Origin of the sequence: Microvirga sp. (assembly GCF_014699075.1) — a bacterium.
GTDB lineage: Bacteria > Pseudomonadota > Alphaproteobacteria > Rhizobiales > Beijerinckiaceae > Microvirga.
This window is the reverse complement of record NZ_JACXAB010000069.1, coordinates 1-20,596: the sequence shown is the minus strand read 5'-3', so window position 1 is coordinate 20,596 and position 20,596 is coordinate 1. Positions and strand designations below refer to the sequence as shown.

The following is a 20,596-nucleotide window of genomic DNA, read 5'->3' as shown; positions in this document are numbered from 1 at the left end:
CCTTTCGAGTCAGGTGGTTAAATGTATGCGACACCTCCTGCCTCTCTGGTCGCAACGGCCAAAAGCCGGGGCTTTTTGTTGTCCGTTGCACAGGACGAAGCGTGGCGTTACGACAGGGGCATGAGCCTTGTCGTCCGGCCCAATCAGCTGGCATCAGACGCAGGATCTGGCCACTGGCCTTATTCGTGAGCACGTACACGGCACCATCCCGGCTTTGCCACACATCGCAGATCCGCTGACCCAAGGACATTCGGGAACAATCCAACGGCTGAACCATAGTATCCAGGATCCCGACATTCCCAGCTTTGTGTACAATCCCGTGCGTCCCACGAAAGCTGAACCAAGTGTCTGCTGGTATGCTCCGCTCCAGCTTCTTAGAACCAGCCAACAGGTGGCCAATCGCAAACGTCTTTGGCCGAGCACCGCAATCAAAATAGTTCGTTGAGATAATGGCCCAAGCCCAGAGTTAATGGGATGCGGGTTCGATCTCATCCTCTGTAACGGCACGCTCCGTCCTATCCGTTGCACTCTTAATCCGGTAGAGCGGAGTTCCATTCGTGGCGAGAGGCAACAAGCGGACGATCTCATGGATGCCGTTGCGGGATTTATCCAACAGCAGCACCCTCATGCGAACAAGCTGATGAACATGGTACCTGTGCGCCATCGGATACTCCACAAGGCAGATTGTACATTATGGCGAGGCCGCTTCCTGCTGCGGGCATTCCATTTTTGGGTATGATGTCTCCCCTTGAGGTCTATTCACTTTCGTCACCTCGCCTATCGTGATGTGGCCCGCCCTCCTCGGGTGCGGGCAAGGCTTCCCCCGGTTCCTTGAAGGGAACGGTCAACAGCCGTTCACTGGCCTCATCAACAATCTCTACCCTGAACTCGTCCTGCTGGTTGGGAGACAAATCATTCCAGTACGGAACGACCTCCATGAAGACCTTGGCGACCCGTCGTGCAGCATCCCGCGCCGTCTCAATGTCAGGCAAGTCAAAGCTCTTGGGATACTTGATGCGATTGTGCTGATTGCAGACGAGCAGATGGTACTGGGGCATAGTAGCAGGAATATTAGCCAGCAAGACGGCACCCGTAATCTGCTCATAGGGATAGGCTCAGGCATGCCAACCAGGAGGCTTGCAAGCTGTTTATTCCCAAGCAACTCCTGCAAGGACTGCGATCAGCACTCCAAGGACACTCAGCCCAAGGGTGATCATCAGCGGAAGGACCACAGACTTGAAGCCGTGATTGGTCATCGGGCTGCCTCTACAGCATCCCTTTAGATAACGCGGGCATGCCCTACTTGGTGCCTCAGCTTGGCTTGTCTGGCTGGCAGACCGGAAGGGCAAGGTGATTGGTCAGGATGCCAACAATCCTATCCACATCCTCTCTGGGAATGGCAAAGGCAACTGGCCCGTAGGCCGGGTGGTTGAATGCAAGGAGCGACCCATCAATCTTGGCTATCTGAACATACCACATGGGATTGTTGATGGTGTTGACCGTGGTGCCATCGAGCGCCTCGATCCGCTGCCCCTCAAGCATCTGCATTCGCGCTTGCCCTAACACGGTAATCACCTTGGTGAGTTGTTCAAGGTTCAGGGCAACAGGTGCTGACGGGCCTTCAACAGGGCCAATCTCAATGGCCACGGATTGCCGGTCATCAGCCATTCGAACACCAACACGTGCTTCAGGCATGACACGCCTCCGCGCTGATTCAGGGGTGTGGTGGCTACGCACTTGTGGCCGGAACCCAGCCCAGTTGACCGGCCACATGGCTGTAGAGTTGCGTCTTGAGGAAGCGGTCCTTAACGGCCACAACGAGGTCGCGCCGTCCGGAATACCGCCAGCGGGGGCCATCCGCTCCCACAGCCGACACCAGAACTTCCGTGTCATACGACACAAGGCCATGATGCCGGTTGATCTCAAAGTTGATCCGGTATTCGTCAGCACGCTTCTGCCCGCTGTCCCGCACCTCGACCTGAGCGACCACTAGAATATCGCTGCGTCCGCGCAAGGGTTGGGCAGACAGCTTCAGGGTGTCCCACAACACCATTGGACGTGTTCCAAGTTCGGTCATGGCCGTTCTCCGAACCTTCTCAAGCAACCCCTATGACGATTAGGAACAAAAAGGGTGGCGACACTTACGGCTGCCACGGCGGTAGCAAAAAGCATCCCATCAACGGTCTCAATTACTGTATGAAACCCGTTTATGAAACGAAGTAGCCTCTTGATTAATGGTCAGCCCACCGGATGGAGTGGACACACGTCAACGCCACCTACGCCAACTGGTTCTGCTCTCAGATGCGCCTGCGGTGCCGAGGCCTTGAAATGTTCAGCCCATTCATATCGGGTTATCGATTAAAGTGTACACGCGAGAGGAGCGATGTGGTCCCAAGCTCGGACAGCAACCTCCCCCAAGACAGGCGCTCATCCTCCCGGAACAGGCACGGCGTCGTTTAAATAGGAAAATTGACCCGGATTGGCCGTGGCGGCGGCGATTATCTTGTTCGGGGAACCCAGCGTAAAATCGGTTTATCCGGCCATCTATCGAGGGATCAGAAGGTACTCGGTATCAGCCAGACCTCGTCTTCTCACGGTCGGCCTCGAAGGAGTCCTGGTCCGTCCATTCTGCCTTCGCATCAATTAAAGCGTCCATCATCCTCCAGACCCTATGGGGCTATGCTCTCGCTACTCCGCTATTCGTGCAGTTCCAAATAGCAAAGAGACCGGAATGATCTGGTGAGACCATGTGGCATAGCTTAGGTGATCGACCCATCGAAAAGCGGGCCACTCAGTATTCGATCAGCCGTTGCCGCCGATTCGCCGTGTCAGGGCTGCGCCGTTCATAGCCAGAGTGCAACTGACGCCGTTACCTACTCGATCACATGGTCGGCACGAGCAAGGATCTCAGGCGGGATCTCGACACCCAAAGCGCTGGCTGTTTTCATATTGATGACGAGGTGAAGTTTCGTTACTTGCTCAATCGGTAGTGTGTCGGGTTTTGCACCCCGCAGGATGGCGTCGATCTGGGCTGCCATGGGGCGCTGAACCTCCCCCGTGTCCACCCCATAGCTCAGCAAGGCCCCATCCTGGGCGAACTGCGGATGCTCGGCGAGCACTCGAATGCCGTGCTTCAGTGCAAGCTCACTGATGAGTTTGCGGTTGCCTAACGAGTATGGGGTCGCCACGAGGTAAAGAAGGTGGTTTCCATCTTGGCGCATGGCTTGGAAGAGTGGTTCCAAGTCTTCTGGGCGGTTCTGATGATGGTACACGCGCCACTGAATGCCGAAACGGTCCACAGCCCGGTTTAGCTGATCCTCCAGGCGCTTGAAGAAGGTGGCATCACCTCCCGCCCGGTACAGGACAGCGACATTCGTCAACTCAGGGATGAACTCTCTGAGAGGTTCGATTCGTTTGGCAGCAAGATCGAGGCTCAGGTCATGTACTCCGGTGATATTTCCTCCTGGTTTCGCAAGAGACTGAACATAGCCCTCGCCCACTGGATCGGGTGTGGACATGACAATTGGGATAGTGGTCTGCGTCGCAAGCAAGGCGCGGATAGCCGGGCTGCTCTGGGTCACGAGCAACTCGGGCTGGCGAGCGACGAGTTGGGCAGCGAGTCTGCCAATGTCCGGGAGCCGCCCGCCTGCGGAGATGCAGTCAATCAGGAGGTTCTGTCCTTGTATCCACCCGCGCTCAGCCAGAACTCGGGTGAGAGTGTCATCGGCTCCGAAAATGTTGTTGGGTGGGCAAGGATCAACCACCAGAAGCCTACCAATTCGGCGGGGCTGCTGGGCGATCACTTGTACTACCGACATCAGGCCAAGAATGAAGCTAGCAAATGCAAGAACGCACGCGGTTCTGACGTGCAGGCCCGAACGGCATGGGCGCATGACCACCTCCGAGCATGATCTCGGCGAGGCCGCTGGGTTCGGAGTTCGTCCCCACGGCACGCAACTGCATGAGCAACGCGAATGCTCTCGCTCCGGACCTGACGATGCCTCGGCGAACGCCTAAGCATAATATTTCTACCAAATAGAAGGGGCAAGTCGTATCACGAGGTACCCCAGTCCGCCCCGCATGTTTACGGCGGGCAGTCTGAGAGCGGCTTGCGCTCTCACCGGTCACCTCCAGCAGCAAGTGTGATCAAAATTTTAGCTTGGCTATCCCTTTCCTGCACCGGCTCTGAACTGGTTCACCAATGCGAGATTCGGCTTCAGGATGAACTGCGGCCGTGTCGCTCGGCACTGCCGTTGAGCGTGGTGAAATGATCACTTCAGCGGCAGGATCCCGCTCGGCAATGGTACGGTAGACAGGAGCACCGTCGTATGCGCCGTCCGCCGTGGCCGAGGCGATTGGGCCCGAGATCTGATCCAGCAACGGCCCGACCTGTGAGGCATCGCCGTCTTCGGTGGAGGTCAGCTCCGACGCGACGATCTCGCCGGCGTCGGGATCAACAGCAAGGTGTAACTTACGCCAGGTCCGGCGCCCCTTGCCGCCATGCTTCTCGCGCTGCCAGTCGCCTGCCCCGAACACCTTCAGGCCAGTGGAGTCGATCACCACGTTCACCGGTCCGCGTGCGACGCTCACCGCCCTTGCGACAGTCAGATCGGCGCTGCGGCGCGCAAAGGTGGTGTGATCGGGCGCCGGCAGATCCAGACCGAGCAGACGCATGATCGAGGCCAGCATGCCTTCGGTCTGGCGCCAGGCACGGCCAAACGCCAGCCGGAGCATCAAGCCCGTTTCAACCGCAATCTCAGAGTACTTCTGCGGTCGCCTGCGCCTGTCATTGCCAGGCGGCGTCCATGCAGCCATCGCGGCGGGTGTCACCCACACTGTCAAGTCGCCCCACCGGCATAGTGCTGCATCATAGTCCCGCCAGTTCTTCAGACGGTAGCGGGCCTTTGGAAACTTGTGGTGGCGGTCTTGATTGATCTTGTAGGGCATCCAGCTCTCGGCGTCAGAGGACCGCCGCTATACCTCACCGCCAGCCGGGCCGCGACGCTCAAACCAATTTATGCACCAACGTCTCTCTGCCCCCTTCGCTCCTCGCGTCATCATTGCTACGACTAAGATCATCCGAGGCCTTGAGGAGTGACGTGCGATGCGACTGGGCGCCCATGCCGAAACTCTCCTGGAGCGGCTCGCCTTTCGGCTGAATCTTGGCCCGAAACCGCTGGCCGACACCCAGGCCGCATTTCAGTTCGCCCGGATCATCATGGCGGCATCAAAGGCGGGTCTGTTCGAGGCCCTGCACGACGGCGGACGCACGGCCCAGGAGATCGCAGCCGCGCGCGGCACAGACCGTCAAGCGACCGAGAAGGTGCTCGACGCGCTTCTGGCTCACGGCTACCTGCGGTACCGCGACGGTCGCTATGAACTCAATCGGCTATCTCGGAAATGGCTGCTCGCTGACAGTCCGCATACGGTGGTGCACAAGCTCGACTTCCAGGAGATCGAATGGCGCTGGACGGACGGCTTCGACCAATGGCTCTATGATGGCACTGCCCGAGACATGCACCGGACACTCAGCCCTGAGGAATGGCGCCGCTACCAGTGGGGCATGCGGGATCTGTCGACCGCCCCGGCCAAGGAGCTGGCCCGGCGGGCCCCTGTGCCGAAGGGGGCCGAGGTCTTGCTCGACATTGGCGGCTCGCATGGCTTCTATTCGGTCGAGCTCTGTCGGCGCCATCCCGAATTGACGGCGACGATCCTGGAGCTGCCCGAGGCCATTTCGACTGCCGCCGAGATCCTGACTAAGGAGGGCATGGGAGACCGGGTAGTCCACCGTGTCGGCAATGCACTGGAGGATGATCTCGGGAGCAGGACCTATGATGTGGTGCTGATTGCAAATCTCGTCCATCACTTTGATGCCGGCAAGAACCATTTGCTGGCCCAGAAGGTGGCGCGTGCCCTCAGACCGGGAGGGGTCTTCATGGTCATGGATGCGGTTCGGATTAACTCCCCGGCGGATGCAGATCAGTCCAACCGAAGGCTCGGAGCGGTGCTGGACGTCTATTTCGCTCTGACCAGCACATCGGGAACATGGTCGGTGGAAGCCGTTCAGAATTGGCACAGGGCTGCGGGCCTAAGCCCCCTGAGGCCGATCTGGCTCCAGACCATGCCGGGCGCGGCCCTCCTGTCGGCCGTGCGCCCCAACTGAGCCTCTCGAACTGGTGCAACACGGCCGCTGTCGCCATCATCCGACCATGGTACCCGTCGCCGTAACATCCACTCACTGCGCCAATGTGGACGTTCGGATCGGGCTGGCCGGGATCCTAACGGGCGATGCGACCTACTACTACCGCGACGGTCATTCAGCCGAGGCACCCGACGAGACCTGTTGCACGGTGAGTACATCGGAACCCGACAAGCGGTCCTGAAGCTTTCCGTCGACGCGGACCGAACTATATCGCTGACACGTACACAGCTTCCTGCGTCAATGCCGTTGCAAGGTGGATCATGAGTTTCGACACGTTCGAGGCGTCCTTGTCTCATTCCGATCCTCCTGAAGGCTGGAGCCGAGCGTTGCAGGCCCTCTGGTGGGACGCCCGGGATGACTGGGAAAGGGCTCACGGCCTCGTCCAGATGGACGAGGCCGACCGTCAATGCGCCTGGGTCCATGCCTATCTGCATCGCAAGGAAGGCGATCTCTCGAATGCAGGCTACTGGTACAGGCGAGCGGGTCAGTCCGTCGCGACTGGTTCCCTCACCCAGGAGCGCCAAGCGATCGCGGACACCTTGATCCGTGACGCGTCACGGAAGGAATGACGGCGGCCGAGCCGTGGAAGACAGGCTTGCAAAAGAGCGATCCTGCCACCAGATCAATGTCATCGGGGTCCGGGCCCCTCTGGCGATCTCCCATGAGGTTGCGATGTCGGACTCTCTCACCTGACGAGCGCGTGTGACGTGCTCTGAACTTGGGAGATATCCATGCAGATTCCCATTCGATGACATCGGCTTGACGGCGAGCTTTCTCGTTCGCCCTTTTCACAAACCTACGCAGGGTACGCCGGATGGGCGCGCGACGAGGGCCTCTCGGCTAGGCGTCACGGCCATCCAAGGCTGTCCGCACGACCACGGCACATGGGATCTCGAATGTTCAAGAAAATCGTCAAGCTCATCTTCTTTCTCTGGCAGAGCCGGCAACCCGGCTACGGATACGGATACGGCCATGGCAAGCCGTGGAAGTACAAGAAGCGGAAGGAATACAAGGGCAGACGGCACTGGGATCACGGCGGGTACCCTCCATACGGGCATGGATACGGCTACCCGGAACACTACCGTCCGCACGGAGTGAAGGGCCTCATCGTCGATGCCCTCCTCCGTCGACTACTGCATCGCCGCTGAGGATCTGTGCAGCAACGGGGCAGCCTCAGTAGGAGCAAGGGCTTGAACGAGAGTCCGCTCATCCTAGCAGTGCGGAAGTACGGCTAAGGTCAGCCCCGTGCCAAATGGCGACCGTCACCGATAGAGCGGCCCTGCCTTACTTGTGCCGCTCACAAGCCTTGCCAGGCTTATTGCCTTGGACTGTCTGCTAATTGCGGGATGGCAGCGTTCTGCGTTGCAACCCCAGCCGGGCACCCGGGTTGCCTCCTGGACGATGTCTCTCGGCAGGAGCTCTCATGAGCATCATGTGGATCGTGGCGCTCGGCTCGGTCGCTGGCGTGATTGCCAGGCTTGTGACGCCCGGCCGAAAGGGACCTTTCGGGTTCGTGCTGACCGGCCTCCTGGGCATCATCGGCGCCGTTGCGGCTTCGTATCTGGGACAGGAGGCAGGCTGGTATCAGGCGGAGGACAGCACCGGGTTGATCGCCGCCGTCTTCGGAGCGGTTATTTTGCTTCTGATCTGGGGTGTTCTCTTCAGGAGCCGACGTCCAACCTCCTCCATTTGACACCCACCGAATCCAACGGCTTCATCATTGGTCGACATCGGGAGCGCTCATTAGCGGTTCTACTCGTCTTTCGCGGCAGCCACTCCGGATTGTGGCATCTCTCCTGCCTGATCACGAGCACCGATGCGGACGAGCCTCCTCCGCTCTCAACCGACAGGGATCGCGTGCTGCCCCGTCCGCTTGCTCGGCGCCATCACCACGTCCTGTGGCGGTACGACTCTGCTTTCTCAATCGAACAGAACCCGCGCGATCGGGAGTACCGTATCGGGGACCAGACTTACCGGGTCCATGTGCCTGCAGCAGGCGCCTCGCTCCACCTCGCATTCACAGCCTGCAACGGCAGCAAGCGTGATGATGTCTGGACAAACCTGGATGAACGCAATGCCATGTGGTTGGATCTGGCGCAGGAGCACACTCGCGCCCCCTTCCATCTCCTGCTCCAGGGCGGCGATCAGCTCTATGCTGACCCGATCTGGCGCAAGGTCCCAGCGCTGTCCGCCTGGCGGGGGCTGCCTTTGCGCAAGCGTCGGCAGGTCCCGTTCTCACCTGAGATGGCAGAGGCCGTTGCCAACTACTACTTCGACAGCTATCGCTCCCTTTGGGGGCAGCCACAGCTTGCACCCCTTCTCGCCTCCATTCCATCGTTAATGATGTGAGACGACCATGACATCCTTGATGGATGGGGAAGCTACGGCGCAGAATGGACCGCCTGCCCTGTGCTTCAGGGCATCTGGTCCGCTGCCCGCGAACATTTCACACTGTTCCTGCTCGCTGCCCGACCGGACGACCTGCCCGAGAGCTTTGCGGCACGAACCGGCGATCACTTTGGCTGGGCTTACCGGGTGGGCGAGATCGGCCTTGTGGCGCCAGATTTGCGCTCGGAGCGGAACCGCCGAAGAGTCATGGGCGAGGCCGGATGGCAGGCCTTCACAGCGGCACTCGACAGCCTGGCCGGCTGTCGGCACCTCCTGCTGGTTTCCACGGTGCCATTGGTCAACGCGCACTTGACCTCGCTGGAGCGGCTGTTCGCAATCATTCCCGGACACCAGTCCTGGCAGGACGATCTCATCGATCAGTGGGTGAGCCGTGCGCATTGGGACGAGTGGGCGCGGCTCTTGGATGTGGTTCTGAAATTCCCAGCTCGGACAGGTACACGAGTAACGTCGCTATCTGGCGAGATCGACCTCGGGGCACTGGGCGTCATCGAGGGAGTGGGGGCACGTATTCATCAACTGACCTCATCCGGCATTGTTCACCCTCCCGCTGGTCACTTGGCAAGCCGAGTGCTAGAATGGAGCAGTACAAAGGAACTCCGGGTTACGTCAGCCATCACAGCGAGACTGCTGCCGCTTCCTGGCTCAAACAGACGTTATCTTCGGGCACGAAACTGGCTCGAGCTGAATGTAGACGCCGGCGGGGATCTCCTAGTGACTTGGCATGCCGAAGGTATGAAGCGCCCGATACAGCTCTCAATCTCTGCCGGGAGCCTCTGATCAGCAGAAGCCCTCCCGAGAGATTGATCCGCAACGAACGTCAGAAGGCACAACATCGGCGACAACCGTCACGAACGTGCCGTTAGACGTAGGCTCCAGCCACCATATTCTCGTCATGGTTCTAGCAAATTGAGGATCTTCGGAGAGGAACTGGGTGGATAGGCCAGTGTGCTTTTGAGGCACTAGATCGACAAAAGCGAGCCTTAGATACATCCGTGTTTCTTCGAGGACTTGCCTACCAAGGAGACAAACGCGAGCTTCATCCTCAGCCGACCGCCCCGCAGCATACGTCCCCTAAGCGCCCAATCCCAGACATCTCATGGAAGCTAATGAGGCCATAGAGCTATGTTGAGCCGACTACCGAGAACGACGAGTTGGAGAGCACGGGTTGGCGTCCACGTGCGGCCTCACCTACTCGCCTGCGCCCTGCTCCTGTCACCTGCTCAAGCCCAGGCCGATGCCAGGGAGAAGCTCACTGCGCTCGCTGCCTCGGGGCTGGTGCTCGTGATGGACGAAAACGGCAACGAACTGGTAAATCAGAACGCGGATAAACCCTTCGTGCCTGCCTCCGTCGCTAAGGTCGTGACCGCCTGGCTGGCAATGGAAGTCCTGGGCGCCGACTACCGCTTCAAGACCCGCTTCTACCTGGGCAAAGACCGGGTGCTCTACATCCGCGGTGGCGGCGATCCCTTTCTGGTCTCCGAAGAGCTGGCTCAGCTCGCGCCGGCGGTGGTGACTGCAATCGGTAAACAGCCGCTCAGCCGCATCGTGCTGGACGCAAGCTACTACCCCTCCGACATCCGTATCCCGGGCATCGAGAACACCGATGAAGCCTATGACGCGCTGAACTCCGCGCTGGCGGTGAACTTCAACACGATCCACGCCGTGCGGAAGGGTAAAACAGTACGCTCCGCTGAGGAGCAGACCCCGATCACGCCGCTGGCTATCAGCCAGTTCCTGGCGCGCGGTGCTCAGGGCCGCAGTCGCATCAGCCTGACCCAGCACCCCGCTGTGGGCCTGCAATATGCCGGCGAGCTGATCGCCGCATTCGTCGAGCGGGCCGGCGGCAGCGTCAAGGGCAAGATCTCGACTGGAGCCGTGCCTGAGGGCCTGGAGCCGGTCTACGTTCACCAGCAATCACGCCCTCTTTCGGAGATCCTCGCCGGGTTGCTCCTCAGCTCGAACAACTACATCGCTAATCAGGTCTTCCTGGAGATCGGCGCGCATCGCCTGGGCGGGCCCGTCAGCCTCGAGAAGTCGCTCCAGGTCGCAAACGAGATACTCGTCAGGCACGGCCTCGCCGAGTCCATTCAGCTCAAGGAAGGCTCGGGCATCAGCCGCGGCAACCGCTTCACGGCCCGCGGCCTTGCCCAGTTGCTGCGTCTCTTCGAGCCCCATGCGACCTTGCTCCGCAGCGGCGACAGCACCCACTTCAAGACTGGCACCTTTTCCGGCGTCAGCACCCTGGCGGGCTATGCCGACACTTCGAAGCACGGGCGTGTACGATTCGTAATCGCACTCACAAGCAATGACGGCGCGATGCGCTTTCGGCTACTCAAAGCCATCCAGTCCGAGTTGTAGCCGCAGGCGCATCCATCGAGCCGGAGTTCCGCACGCGCCCAAAAACCGCTACTAAGCAGAGCCTAAGAGTCTGTGGTGCAGCCTATAAGTAGGTGTGTCCGGCAAGGTGGCGATCAAGCCGATCAGCGGCCGTGCAACGAGAGACTGGAAGGCAGGCGACATGGTTGCCCCACTCTACCATATGCTCTCCAATCGCAAGGGGCATCCTCAGACTTGAGGGAGCCTGGAGCATTACATCCCAGTCATCTGAAGAACTCGGTGCTGATGCTGACGCGCGTGGCCTATCTGCGCTGGAGAGATCGCTACCGAGCCCAGCGGGTCCGCTTGGCAAGCGGTTGTTGCCAGTGCAAGAGCAGCCCACCGAGCTTCTTCCTCAGTGGTGTACGAGTAGAGGGTTTGTCCTTGGCAAACAACCGACCAGAGGTCTTCCTGCAGTCGAATAACGTCGAACCGTTGCATGCTCTTGCCCCCAAAGTATGCAGCCAATGTACCCGTACTATCTCGCATCTGCAGCAATCCGGAAGAGGTAGGGTCGCTGCCAAAAGTATATTCCAGCTCGCTCGTCAGCCGATCTGATCCGAGAGCAGACTGCCTTATAAGTTCGCATCTCGCGCAAGATGGAGGCTCACGCCCGAAAGTTCTGCGTTTCTGTACGGAGCGCATACCCGCCGTGTTGCAACGCAGCAACCCTGCTTCACAACAGTTCCCTATGACCGGGAGCCTCAGATGGCTGGAGGGGTTTGCTCAGCAGTCAGATGTTCGAGGATAGTCCCATGATCAGGAACGCTCTGTGCCTCACGGGTCTTGCTGCTCTGTTGATGAGCGCGGCATGGCAGCCTGCCCGGGCTGCCAGTTTCGACTGCTCCAAAGCCGAGGCTGCTGACGAGAAGGCAGTCTGCGCCGATCGGCACCTGAACGACCAGGCTGTCGAGATGGCAGTTCTCTACACCCAGCTCAAGCCATTGCTCGGCATGGGCGCCCGCGGTGACATGGAGGATGAGCAGGCGGCCTGGCTCAAGCGGCGTACCGCCTGTGAAGCCGATCGACCCTGCTTGAGTAACGCCTATCGGGAGCGCATCCAGCAGCTCAGAGGCGGTTTTGAGGCTCTCTCAAAGCGTGGTCCTTTCTGACAGCGACTATTGAGGAATGCCCGAGCAGGAGCGTGCGTAATTACCCACGGCCTTGTCAGCAGGCGCAATTCCTGAATCCATGGGGAGATGGATCGCACTGATTTGCAGCGCCTGACGAAGGAAGAGCTGATTGAGTTGGTGCTGCGGATGCAGCATCCGCAGAAGACCTCGCGCACGTCCTCAAAGCCGCCCTCGACCGATCGCAAGCAGCGTCGGGATCAGGCCAAGCCCGGCGGTGCCAAGCCGGGCCATGAAGGCCACAGCCGGATCATCAGCGCCACGCCCGATGAGGTGGTCGAGCATCGTCCTGACCAGTGCTCGTGCTGTTCGGCTGTCCTGATAGCGAATTTGCCGGGGGAGACGATCAGCATCCACGAGCAGATCGATCTCCCGGAGATAACGCCCCATGTCACCCAACATTGGCGCCTGGCGGTGCGCTGCCCCGCCTGCGGCAAGCGGGCCGTCGCCCCCGTGCCGGACGCCGCAAAGGGGACGCCGTTCGGGCCGCGGCTGCACGCTGTGGCCACCTATCTCAAGACCTTCCAGGCCCTGTCCTACGAACGGCTGCAAGCCGCGTTGGCCGACCTCTTCGCTCTCACGCTCAGCCAGGGCGGGTTGATGAACATGTTGCGCCGGGCGCAGGGGCGCTTTGCCGAGGGCCGGGCAAAGGCGGTGGCAGCGCTGCGCCAAGCTGCGGTCGTCGCATCGGACGAGACCGGCGTCCGGATTGAGGGCTCTAACGCCTACCATTGGGTGTTTCGCTGCTCGGAGGCGGTGGTCCATCACGCTTCCCCGACCCGGGGCGCCATCGTGGTCCGGACCATGATGGACGGGCACCGACCCGAGGTCTGGTGCTCCGACCGCTATAGCGCGCAACAGGGCCATGCCGACGCCCACCAGACCTGTCTGGCTCATCTCGCCCGCGACGTCGCCTATGCCGATGAGGCGAGCGCGGATGTCCTGCCATCGCGTCTCAAGCTGTGGCTGCACCGGGTCTTTGCCCTGGCGGAGGGTGTCGCAACGCTTGCCGCCTCGATCCTGGCCCGCAAGCGCCGGGCCCTGGAACACAGTCTCGACGCTATCCTGGCCGCGCCGACCTCCTGCGATCTGGCCCGCGACCGGCAGACCAAGTTCCGGCGTGCCCGCGATCAGCTTCTGACCTTCGCCCACTGGTCTGGACTGATTGACGCGACCAACAACGCCTGCGAGCGCGCCCTCAGACCCGCCGTCATTCAGCGCAAGGTGACCAATGGCTACCGGGCCATGTGGGCCGCCGAGGGCGAGGCGGACATACGCACGGTCGTTGACACGGCTCGCCTCGATCCGGGAACCAACGCGTTCAACACAATCCTTCAGACTGTGTCCACCTGAACCTCAGTGCGGAGCAGGGCGTGGGTAATTACGGAGCGTGCTCACCACCGTCTCGTCACACTCGGTCGGCACGATCCTGCTCGCTGTTCAGGAATAGGGAGATCCTCGATGACCACGCCGCGGTTTACGGAGGAGGAGATCACGGCACGCGCCCGGCAACTGGCCGATGAGCAGGGACCTGGCTGGGACGCGATCACGGCCGAGGAGCAGGTTGGCAAGGACACCGCCGAGCTCCGCTACTGGCGGGAGTTGGCTCTGAGGGAGCTGGAGGCCGAAGAGCAAACGGTTCTAGAGATCGAGGCCAACACGCCCAAGACAGTAGGGCTCGAGTAGTCTCGTCGAGTTCGGCGAGTGGATGAGCTCTACACGATGCCCAAAGGTTCTGTAGCGGGTTCGGCCGGTGAGCTCGCGCGGCAGGGCACCGCCGAGCTGGCCCAGCATCAGGCTGATGAGTGCAAAAAAGACTCTTCAACTACTTCAGCGCGGATTGCGACAACCCATGCACTGTGGCGTGCAATGCGCTATTGTGCCCGCCATGACCGAGAAGCTGAAACGGCGGCTGACCATGGTGTTGTGTGCGGATGTGCAGGGCTACTCGCACCTGATGGAGGCGGACGAGGCCGGCACGCTGGCGACCCTGCGTCGGTACCGGGCAGCCATGGCGGCGTTGATCGAGCGTCATGATGGGCGGATCGTCAACACCTGGGGCGACGCTGTCATTGCGGAGTTCCCCAGTGTCGTCGAGGCGGTGCAATGTGCCATTGAGACCCAGCAGGAGTTGTCCACCCAAGACCCACATTTGCCTGAGGTGCAACGCTTGCGGTTCCGCATCGGGGTCAATCTGGGCGATGTGATGGTGGACGGCTCAGACATCTACGGCCATGGCGTCAACATCGCGGCGCGGATTCAGGAGCTGGCCGAACCGGGTGGCATCCTGGTCTCAGGCCCGGTCTATGACCAGGTTCACAACAAGCTATCCGTCGGCTTCGATTATATTCGCCAGCAGATGAAGAACGTGTCGGCTCCCGTGACGAGCTATCGGGTGGCCCTGAGCGGTACAACCCTTGGACCACTCGAATCCAGGCGCGGAGTAGAGCCCAGCCTAAGTGCTGCGCGACCCATTTATGCTCGACCGCCCCACGACAAGGCGGGAGCAAAGACACACGTGCCGAGCCTCCCCTGCGAGCGGGCATCGTCGTCTCTGTGTTCCTGTTTCTGGTCAATCTGTTCAGTGGCCTGCACGAGATCTGGTTTCATTGGCCGGCCCTGTCCATTCTGTTTGTTGTCCTTTTATGGATGGGGCTGCGCCGTAGCCCGGTGTCCAAAAGAGAGGAGCCGTCTCAGACAAGCCGTGAGTGAGGCGACGTTCCGCAGCAAATTCCACCAAGAGCCTTCGACCTTGAGACCTCATGCGGATGCAACCTGCACTTGAGAGCTTGTTAGCGCGATGGCTGGTGGGTTCTCCGCAGGCCTGGCAGACAGTGACGAGTGCAGAAAGCGCGGCATTCGTCCGCCTGCTTTCGAAAGGCTCTATGCTCGTTAGCTGTGTGGGATTGCTTGCTGGTGGAGCTATCGTTGGGCGATGGTCAGGCGTGGAGACCATAACGGCCGGAGAAGCGGCTCGGCAACAACCCCGCCGACCATTGCAAAGGACGCCAGGATGAGCCCAATCCGGCCATAAAGCGCAACGCGATCTTTACGGGTCACAAAACCCTCCAGCCGTCACACGTCACAGATAAAGTAGATAAGCAAACTCAGTTCAAAGGCAGGTGTGGTGAAGCAGCTATCTTTGATCTGCTTGGAGTAGGAAAGTCCGCGGTATGGCGCCATAGGCAGCGCAAGCGGCGTCCTCAGATTGTTCTGAGATACTGCCACGCCTCATCTAGTGAGCCAGCAGCACCGGCAGTTCGGCATGCGTGATGATATGGCTTGTCGCCCCACCGAAAATCAGCTGCTGCAGGCGGCTCTTGGTATAGGCCCCTTTGACGACCAGGTCCGCATGCAGTGCGGTCGCGTCCTCCAGAATGGCCTCGCCCGGGGAACGCATGTTTAGCCTCCGTGTTACTGCCTCGGCTACGATGCCTTTTCTCCGCAAGCGAAGAGCCAGTTCCGCTCCGCTCGGCCCTTCCATGCTCCATCCGTCCCATGTCAGCACGATGACGCGGCTGGCTTTTTCCAGAATGGGCAAGCTGAGTGCCACCGTCCTGGCCGTCTCCGTGCTGCCATTCCACGCAATCACGATCGTTGTGCCGATCGATGCTGGCGAGGAGGGTGGGACCATTAGAACCGGCCGCCCACCCTCAAACAGCGCAGCTTCAAGGGTAGCCTGCCGCGGCGGCTCATCGTGCCGTGCGGGTCGTCCCAGCACGACCAGGTCGAAAACCCGACCAAAGCTGCCGATGTAACGGTCGCCGTACGGATGTGTCGCAACAGTTTGTTTCAGAGTTTCAGCTAATCCTCCCTTGGCTCAGGGATGGAGGGTAGCGTGTTCAAGGGCAGGCATTTTGATCGCTCAGTTATCCTGCTCTGTGTCCGGTGGTACCTGGCTTACAGCCTGAGCTTGCGCGATCTCGAGGAGATGATGGCCGAGCGCGGCGTGCAGGTGGACCACGCGACTATCCACCGCTGGACAGTCCACTATGCGCCGCTCCTGCTGGAACAGTTCAATCGGCGCAAGCGTCCTGTGACGGACAAATGGCATGTTGATGAGACATACATCAAGGTCCGCGGCCAATGGCGATATCTGTATCGCGCAATCGACAGCAACGGCGACACGGTCGAGTTCTGGTTCAGCGAGCGGCGCAATCTGGCTGCCGCCAAACGGTTCCTGAACAGGGCACTCAAGCGGCATGGTCGGCCTGAGCGGATTGTGATCGACGGTAGCCAGACGAACCGGGAGGCCATTCTGGCCTGCGATACGGACAGCCGGCTCCGGGATCGGTCGAGACGGAAGCTGAAGCCCGTTCGCGTCCGCCAAAGTCGCTGCCTCAACAATCGCATTGAGCAGGACCATCGTGCCGTCAAGCGCCGGGTTCGACCGATGCTCGGGCTCAAGTCAATGGCGTCCGCTCAGGCGATCCTGGGTGGGATCGAGATGGTTCACATGATGCGCAAGGGACAGGCGAAATACGCCTGCAATCCACGTCTCTCGCTCGCGGAGCAGTTCGAACAGCTAGCCGCATGACGCAGTGCGACGTTCGTTCTATTCCCTCAACTTCAGCCAGGATTTGCGACAGAGCCGCATTCACCGGTAGCCTTGTCTTTGTCGCGTGTGGGAAGCCGGGTGATTGTCACCTCATACAACGCCCCGCAGTTCGGGCAGTTGAACGTGCCTCCAGGACCGGAGTGCCATGTCTTGACCATGTATAAATCCTATGCGGCGTGAAGGGCGCGTTCGACAGCTTGCGGCTCTTTCGAGATGACGAGGAGAAGCACCCGAGCGGACGTATCCGGCTTTCCCTTGCCCTGCTCCCAATCGCGAAGGGTGCCGAGCGGGAAGCCGTAGCGGGCTGAAAATTCAGCCTGTGTCATCTTCAGGCTCTGACGGATGGCCTTCACGTTGATTTCTGCGGGCACGTGGACCCTGTAGGTGGACGGATCCGCCTCACCCCGGGCGATGGTCCGGGCTTCTTCTGCTGCCTGGAGTAGACGCTTGCCTAGTGTGGTCATGGGGCTCCTCATCGGGTCCGCTCGATTGCGGCTTAGGTGCTTCTTTTGGTCCGGGTCTGCCGTAGCTTCCTGCGCACCCCTTCGCGGTACTCGTCCGCAAGGGTGCCAAGGATTTCACGCAGGGCGTTCCTGTCTGCCTGGCTGATGTCGGCCCGTTGGCCTTTGTCGACCAACGCCAGAAGGAACACGGGGACGTCCTCGGCAGCGTAGTAGGTGATGACCCGATACCCGCCTGACTTGCCCTTACCCTTGCCTGCGAACCGCACCTTTCGGGCGCCACCCGTGCCGGGGATGATGTCCCCGACGAGAGGATTGGCGGCAATGGTCGCGGCAATCTCGGCAAGCTCGGTGTCGTCCAGGCCCGCCGCCTTGGCGTCTGCTAGGAAGGTGGGTGTCTGGATGACCGTCTGCATGTTCAGAACGGTAATGGCTGCCATTAGTTCCGTCAAGAACCATGTAATGGATACCAGTAGCTCCTTGACCCCCCAAATGGGCGAGACCCCAAGCCGGCCTGAAGGGCTCGGTGGGCGCCCGTGTGTGCGGCAGGACACAGTGGCCCCTACTGAATTTGTTAATAAGAAGTTACCACAAGGATTGGGGGTGCGACATGCCGGCGAAAAAGCCAAAACTTATGTCCGCTGCAAGACGTGACATATCGCGGCGTGAGCAGAAACTCGCAGCGGTCGAAGCGCAGATTGCCCGTCTGGAGAGATCCAGACCTGGGCCTTGCTGCCCGGGATCATTTTATTATCTGGAAACGACCCTGCCTTTTTGCTACTTGGCCCTCTGGGATCCAGTAAAAGCCTCATCCTCACCTGCGTCAGCAGGAGGGGCGTGGGGCCCGCCTGGCGGAATTGTGCTTACCGCTGGGCCACAGTCAGCCGCGGGGACCACAGCGGCCAAAGAAGAGGCTCGGCAACAACCCCGCCGATGATGGCGAAAGACGCCAGGACAAACCCGATCCGGCCATATTACGAAGGCTGCCATAACTCAGGCCCGCCTCCAGAAGGCCAAGGGCTCCAAGGCTCCCTGGTCACAGCTCGTGGGCTCCGCTCTCCGGTTCATATGGCATCACGCCAAGACCCAACGTGCCCTCGCGATGAACTGAGGAAGGCGTCTTGACCAAGCAAGCCCAGGCCCCGTCGCTCTCCTAAGCGCGTTCCAAACCTACCGCCTCGCATCCCTGCCCCAGCCATTGGAGACCCGGAATGGCAACGACCCTGCACGCCACCTCACTGGCCGCCCGCATCGCATAAGGAGACCGTCTATGCGTTCCTCCCATCTTCGTCTCGTGGCCGTCGACGGCTCTCAAATCGCCCCTGCTCCCCGCCGTCCCCGTGGCTGGAATGTTCGCCGGGAGCGCGAAATCCGATTGGCCATTATCAAGGAGCACTTGGGCCATGTCACACACTCGCTGGAGCGTCTGAAAACCCTCACGGATGAGTTGGAAGCCAGCCTTGGCATCTCTCTGCCGGATTGCACTCCTTGGGCGCGTCCGGATGCTCTCAGCCGGCCGCCCGACGTCTCCGCCTAATCCCTTCCCCTACAGCCCGACAGCATCACAGCACCGGATTTTCACCATGAAGAATAAGCAGCCCAATCTGTCCCGCCGCTCTGTCCTAGGAGCCTCCCGCACGGCTCTCTCTGCATCCCCCGCCCTCGCAATGGTTGCCGTCCCTGGAGGCGATGATGGCGCCCTTGTGGCCATGGGGCAGGAATGGCAGGAGGCATGGGAGCGCCTGCTCGTGCTCTACAGGCAATCGGAAGAGGCCGAGGAGCGATATGACGAACCTTTGCGCAAGGTTGTGGCGGCTCTGCATGAGCTGGAGGGACGGATCGTCCGGACACGCGCGAAGACGCCCAAAGGAATGCTCGCAAAGGCCCGTACGGCGGCGCTGGACCCCACGAAAGGTTCAATGGTCGACGACCTGGAACACGCCCTCGAGGAGAGATTGGAGACAGGCCACATCATCGGCCTTTCCCTCATCCTCGACGTAATGAATCTGTATGGGGGTGATGCATAGGCGACGGCACGGAACGACTACTTAGCATGGATGTTATTATGCCGATCCAACAAGTTTCGCAGTAGGTGCACCCTGCCCTCTCATCAATCCATTGGCAGTGGGAGCCAAGGCCCGACCATCGGTCGGGCCTTTTTCTTTGCCGCTACGCTGAAACCAACGCCTTATTCAAGGCTTGGGCCTTTGTGACGGGTCGACGTCTCGCTTCTGAAACTCCTGTCACCAGCAAGCGGATTGGCCTGACTGGGTATGCAGGTTCCTCACAGCAGCCAATTCCCATAGTTCTTGGACCGCGCACCTGCCCCGGCCCTGAATCGATGGAGGCTAGGATACAGACACCACCAGGGTCGAAGCATACCTCCACGCTGCCAGTCTGTGTGTCGGAGGCATCCTTCCGCTCAACAATCTGGATGAGAACAGCCGGCTTTGCCGGATCAACGCACGTAGCGAGTGACTGCACGTCACCACGGGCTCATTCCCTTGTGGATTGGGCCCGTATCCTCGTGTTCAGGTGCGATGTTGTTGTGTGCCGTGACGCTGCGTCCTCAACGGCTGAGAGGATCCTGACATGGCATATGTGCAGAGAACGTCGCGACACCAGGATAATCGGCTCTTGGCTGCTCTGGCGCCTGAGGACTTTGTTCATCTGGAGCCGCACCTGACGCTCATCGACCTGCCAAGAGGTCAGGTGCTCTATGAGCCCGGCGAAATCATCAGCCGCACCTATTTCCCCCACGACGCCATGGTGTCCCTTGTGACCGTCATGAGGGACGGCAAATCTGCCGAGATGGCGGTCTTCGGGTGCGAGGCCGTGTGTGGCCTGGTAAGCGCATTTGCCACCCGCAAAGCCTTCGGGCGCTACATCGCCCAACTGGGCGGCACCGCATCATACATTGAACTCGACCAGATGCATGCGGCGATGGCGGCTCGGCCGGCGATCCAACACTTGGTCCTGCGCTTTACCGAAGCGTTGATGGCGCAGACGCTCCAGACCGTTGCCTGCAACGCGGTTCACAACGTCGAGGCTCGCTGCTGTCGTTGGGTCCTCATGACGCAAGATAGGGTGGGTCGGTCGGATCTCCCTCTCACCCATGAGTTTCTGGCTGAGATGCTTGGGGTTCAGCGCTCGACGGTGAGCGACGTCACGCGCACCCTTCAGGACAAGGGGCTGATCCGGCAAGCCAGAGGCTCAATTGCGGTGGTTGACCGCCCTCGACTTCAGAAGGTGGCTTGTGAGTGCTATGAGGTCATTCGGCAGAAGTACCAGGGACTCTTACTACTCACCTATGAGCGTAATTGACGGCCGAACAAAGAGAAGCGCCTTGCTCATGGCAGAGGCGCTTCAGTTCCAGAGGGAGAACAGCCCCCAACTCCCCACTCTTGGAAAGCCCCACACTGGCTGATTTGCCAGATTTGACTGCGCCGGAAAGAACACA

The 20,596-nt window shown here is 60.3% G+C and carries 21 protein-coding genes and 2 pseudogenes; 14 read left to right on the top strand and 9 right to left on the bottom strand.

All coding sequences use genetic code 11. From position 1 onward, the window contains the following. Positions 1 to 755 precede the first annotated feature (755 nt). From IC232_RS29485 to IC232_RS29465, 5 genes and pseudogenes are all read right to left on the bottom strand, one after another. Entirely contained in the window at positions 756 to 1,082 is a 327-nt protein-coding gene (locus IC232_RS29485; protein ID WP_190848506.1) for a DUF6894 family protein, read from the bottom strand. Positions 1,083 to 1,311: 229 nt separating this feature from the next. Continuing rightward, positions 1,312 to 1,695 carry a hypothetical protein gene (locus tag IC232_RS29480; RefSeq protein WP_190848505.1) on the bottom strand — a complete coding sequence of 128 codons (384 nt, stop codon included), beginning with the start codon at positions 1,693 to 1,695 and terminating at the stop codon, positions 1,312 to 1,314. A 34-nt stretch (positions 1,696 to 1,729) separates the two neighbouring features. Continuing rightward, the gene (locus IC232_RS29475) at positions 1,730 to 2,077 is read right to left on the bottom strand and encodes a hypothetical protein (protein WP_190848504.1); all 348 of its coding nucleotides are present in this window, start codon (positions 2,075 to 2,077) and stop codon (positions 1,730 to 1,732) included. Between the two features lie 796 nt (positions 2,078 to 2,873). Continuing rightward, entirely contained in the window at positions 2,874 to 3,893 is a 1,020-nt protein-coding gene (locus IC232_RS29470; RefSeq protein ID WP_190848503.1) for an ABC transporter substrate-binding protein, read from the bottom strand. A gap of 274 nt (positions 3,894 to 4,167) precedes the next feature. Further along, positions 4,168 to 4,947, bottom strand: a pseudogene (locus IC232_RS29465) (IS5 family transposase); the annotation flags it as partial. 157 nt (positions 4,948 to 5,104) lie between these two features. Here IC232_RS29465 and IC232_RS29460 point away from each other — a divergent pair. The 10 genes and pseudogenes from IC232_RS29460 to IC232_RS32155 all read left to right on the top strand — a co-directional run bounded on the left by IC232_RS29460 (position 5,105) and on the right by IC232_RS32155 (position 14,902). Next, on the top strand, positions 5,105 to 6,163 hold the full coding sequence (locus IC232_RS29460; protein ID WP_190848501.1) for a class I SAM-dependent methyltransferase: 1,059 nt from the start codon (positions 5,105 to 5,107) through the stop codon (positions 6,161 to 6,163). Between the two features lie 299 nt (positions 6,164 to 6,462). Then, positions 6,463 to 6,771: a hypothetical protein gene (locus IC232_RS29455; RefSeq protein ID WP_190848500.1), complete on the top strand. Its 309-nt coding sequence runs from the start codon at positions 6,463 to 6,465 to the stop codon at positions 6,769 to 6,771. 327 nt (positions 6,772 to 7,098) lie between these two features. After that, positions 7,099 to 7,350, top strand: a complete 252-nt coding sequence (locus tag IC232_RS29450) for a hypothetical protein (protein WP_190848499.1) — start codon at positions 7,099 to 7,101, stop codon at positions 7,348 to 7,350. A gap of 275 nt (positions 7,351 to 7,625) precedes the next feature. Then, entirely contained in the window at positions 7,626 to 7,895 is a 270-nt protein-coding gene (locus tag IC232_RS29445; RefSeq protein ID WP_190848498.1) for a GlsB/YeaQ/YmgE family stress response membrane protein, read from the top strand. A 164-nt stretch (positions 7,896 to 8,059) separates the two neighbouring features. After that, positions 8,060 to 9,388, top strand: a pseudogene (locus IC232_RS29435) (hypothetical protein). 399 nt (positions 9,389 to 9,787) lie between these two features. Continuing rightward, a complete protein-coding gene (locus tag IC232_RS29430) occupies positions 9,788 to 10,969 on the top strand; it encodes a D-alanyl-D-alanine carboxypeptidase (protein ID WP_312895251.1) in 1,182 nt (393 codons plus the stop codon). A gap of 773 nt (positions 10,970 to 11,742) precedes the next feature. Continuing rightward, positions 11,743 to 12,099 carry a lysozyme inhibitor LprI family protein gene (locus IC232_RS29425; RefSeq protein ID WP_190848494.1) on the top strand — a complete coding sequence of 119 codons (357 nt, stop codon included), beginning with the start codon at positions 11,743 to 11,745 and terminating at the stop codon, positions 12,097 to 12,099. 87 nt (positions 12,100 to 12,186) lie between these two features. Further along, positions 12,187 to 13,470 carry an IS66 family transposase gene (tnpC, locus tag IC232_RS29420; RefSeq protein ID WP_190848493.1) on the top strand — a complete coding sequence of 428 codons (1,284 nt, stop codon included), beginning with the start codon at positions 12,187 to 12,189 and terminating at the stop codon, positions 13,468 to 13,470. A gap of 108 nt (positions 13,471 to 13,578) precedes the next feature. Next, positions 13,579 to 13,803 (top strand): hypothetical protein, encoded by a 225-nt coding sequence (locus IC232_RS29415; protein WP_190848492.1) that lies wholly within the window; start codon positions 13,579 to 13,581, stop codon positions 13,801 to 13,803. 202 nt (positions 13,804 to 14,005) lie between these two features. After that, the gene (locus tag IC232_RS32155; protein WP_246812485.1) at positions 14,006 to 14,902 is read left to right on the top strand and encodes an adenylate/guanylate cyclase domain-containing protein; all 897 of its coding nucleotides are present in this window, start codon (positions 14,006 to 14,008) and stop codon (positions 14,900 to 14,902) included. A 137-nt stretch (positions 14,903 to 15,039) separates the two neighbouring features. Here IC232_RS32155 and IC232_RS29405 read toward each other — a convergent pair whose 3' ends face one another. Further along, positions 15,040 to 15,177, bottom strand: a complete 138-nt coding sequence (locus IC232_RS29405) for a hypothetical protein (protein WP_190848491.1) — start codon at positions 15,175 to 15,177, stop codon at positions 15,040 to 15,042. 175 nt (positions 15,178 to 15,352) lie between these two features. Next, positions 15,353 to 15,601, bottom strand: coding sequence for a universal stress protein (locus IC232_RS32705; RefSeq protein ID WP_281413447.1), 249 nt, complete (start codon positions 15,599 to 15,601; stop codon positions 15,353 to 15,355). A gap of 354 nt (positions 15,602 to 15,955) precedes the next feature. Between IC232_RS32705 and IC232_RS29395 the strand changes: the two genes are divergently transcribed. Beyond that, on the top strand, positions 15,956 to 16,654 hold the full coding sequence (locus IC232_RS29395; protein WP_409564989.1) for an IS6 family transposase: 699 nt from the start codon (positions 15,956 to 15,958) through the stop codon (positions 16,652 to 16,654). Positions 16,655 to 16,842: 188 nt separating this feature from the next. Here IC232_RS29395 and IC232_RS29390 read toward each other — a convergent pair whose 3' ends face one another. Together IC232_RS29390 and IC232_RS29385 are read right to left on the bottom strand one after the other, a co-directional pair. Beyond that, positions 16,843 to 17,139: a helix-turn-helix domain-containing protein gene (locus IC232_RS29390; protein ID WP_190848488.1), complete on the bottom strand. Its 297-nt coding sequence runs from the start codon at positions 17,137 to 17,139 to the stop codon at positions 16,843 to 16,845. A 32-nt stretch (positions 17,140 to 17,171) separates the two neighbouring features. Next, entirely contained in the window at positions 17,172 to 17,552 is a 381-nt protein-coding gene (locus IC232_RS29385; protein WP_190848507.1) for a type II toxin-antitoxin system RelE/ParE family toxin, read from the bottom strand. Between the two features lie 854 nt (positions 17,553 to 18,406). On the opposite strand from IC232_RS29385, the gene IC232_RS29380 reads away from it, so the two are divergent. From IC232_RS29380 to IC232_RS29370, 3 genes are all read left to right on the top strand, one after another. Continuing rightward, complete coding sequence (locus IC232_RS29380) at positions 18,407 to 18,673, top strand: hypothetical protein (RefSeq protein ID WP_190848487.1); 267 nt, start codon at positions 18,407 to 18,409, stop codon at positions 18,671 to 18,673. 46 nt (positions 18,674 to 18,719) lie between these two features. Next, positions 18,720 to 19,163 carry a hypothetical protein gene (locus IC232_RS29375; RefSeq protein ID WP_190848486.1) on the top strand — a complete coding sequence of 148 codons (444 nt, stop codon included), beginning with the start codon at positions 18,720 to 18,722 and terminating at the stop codon, positions 19,161 to 19,163. 610 nt (positions 19,164 to 19,773) lie between these two features. Beyond that, on the top strand, positions 19,774 to 20,460 hold the full coding sequence (locus IC232_RS29370; RefSeq protein ID WP_312895250.1) for a Crp/Fnr family transcriptional regulator: 687 nt from the start codon (positions 19,774 to 19,776) through the stop codon (positions 20,458 to 20,460). Positions 20,461 to 20,596 lie beyond the last annotated feature (136 nt).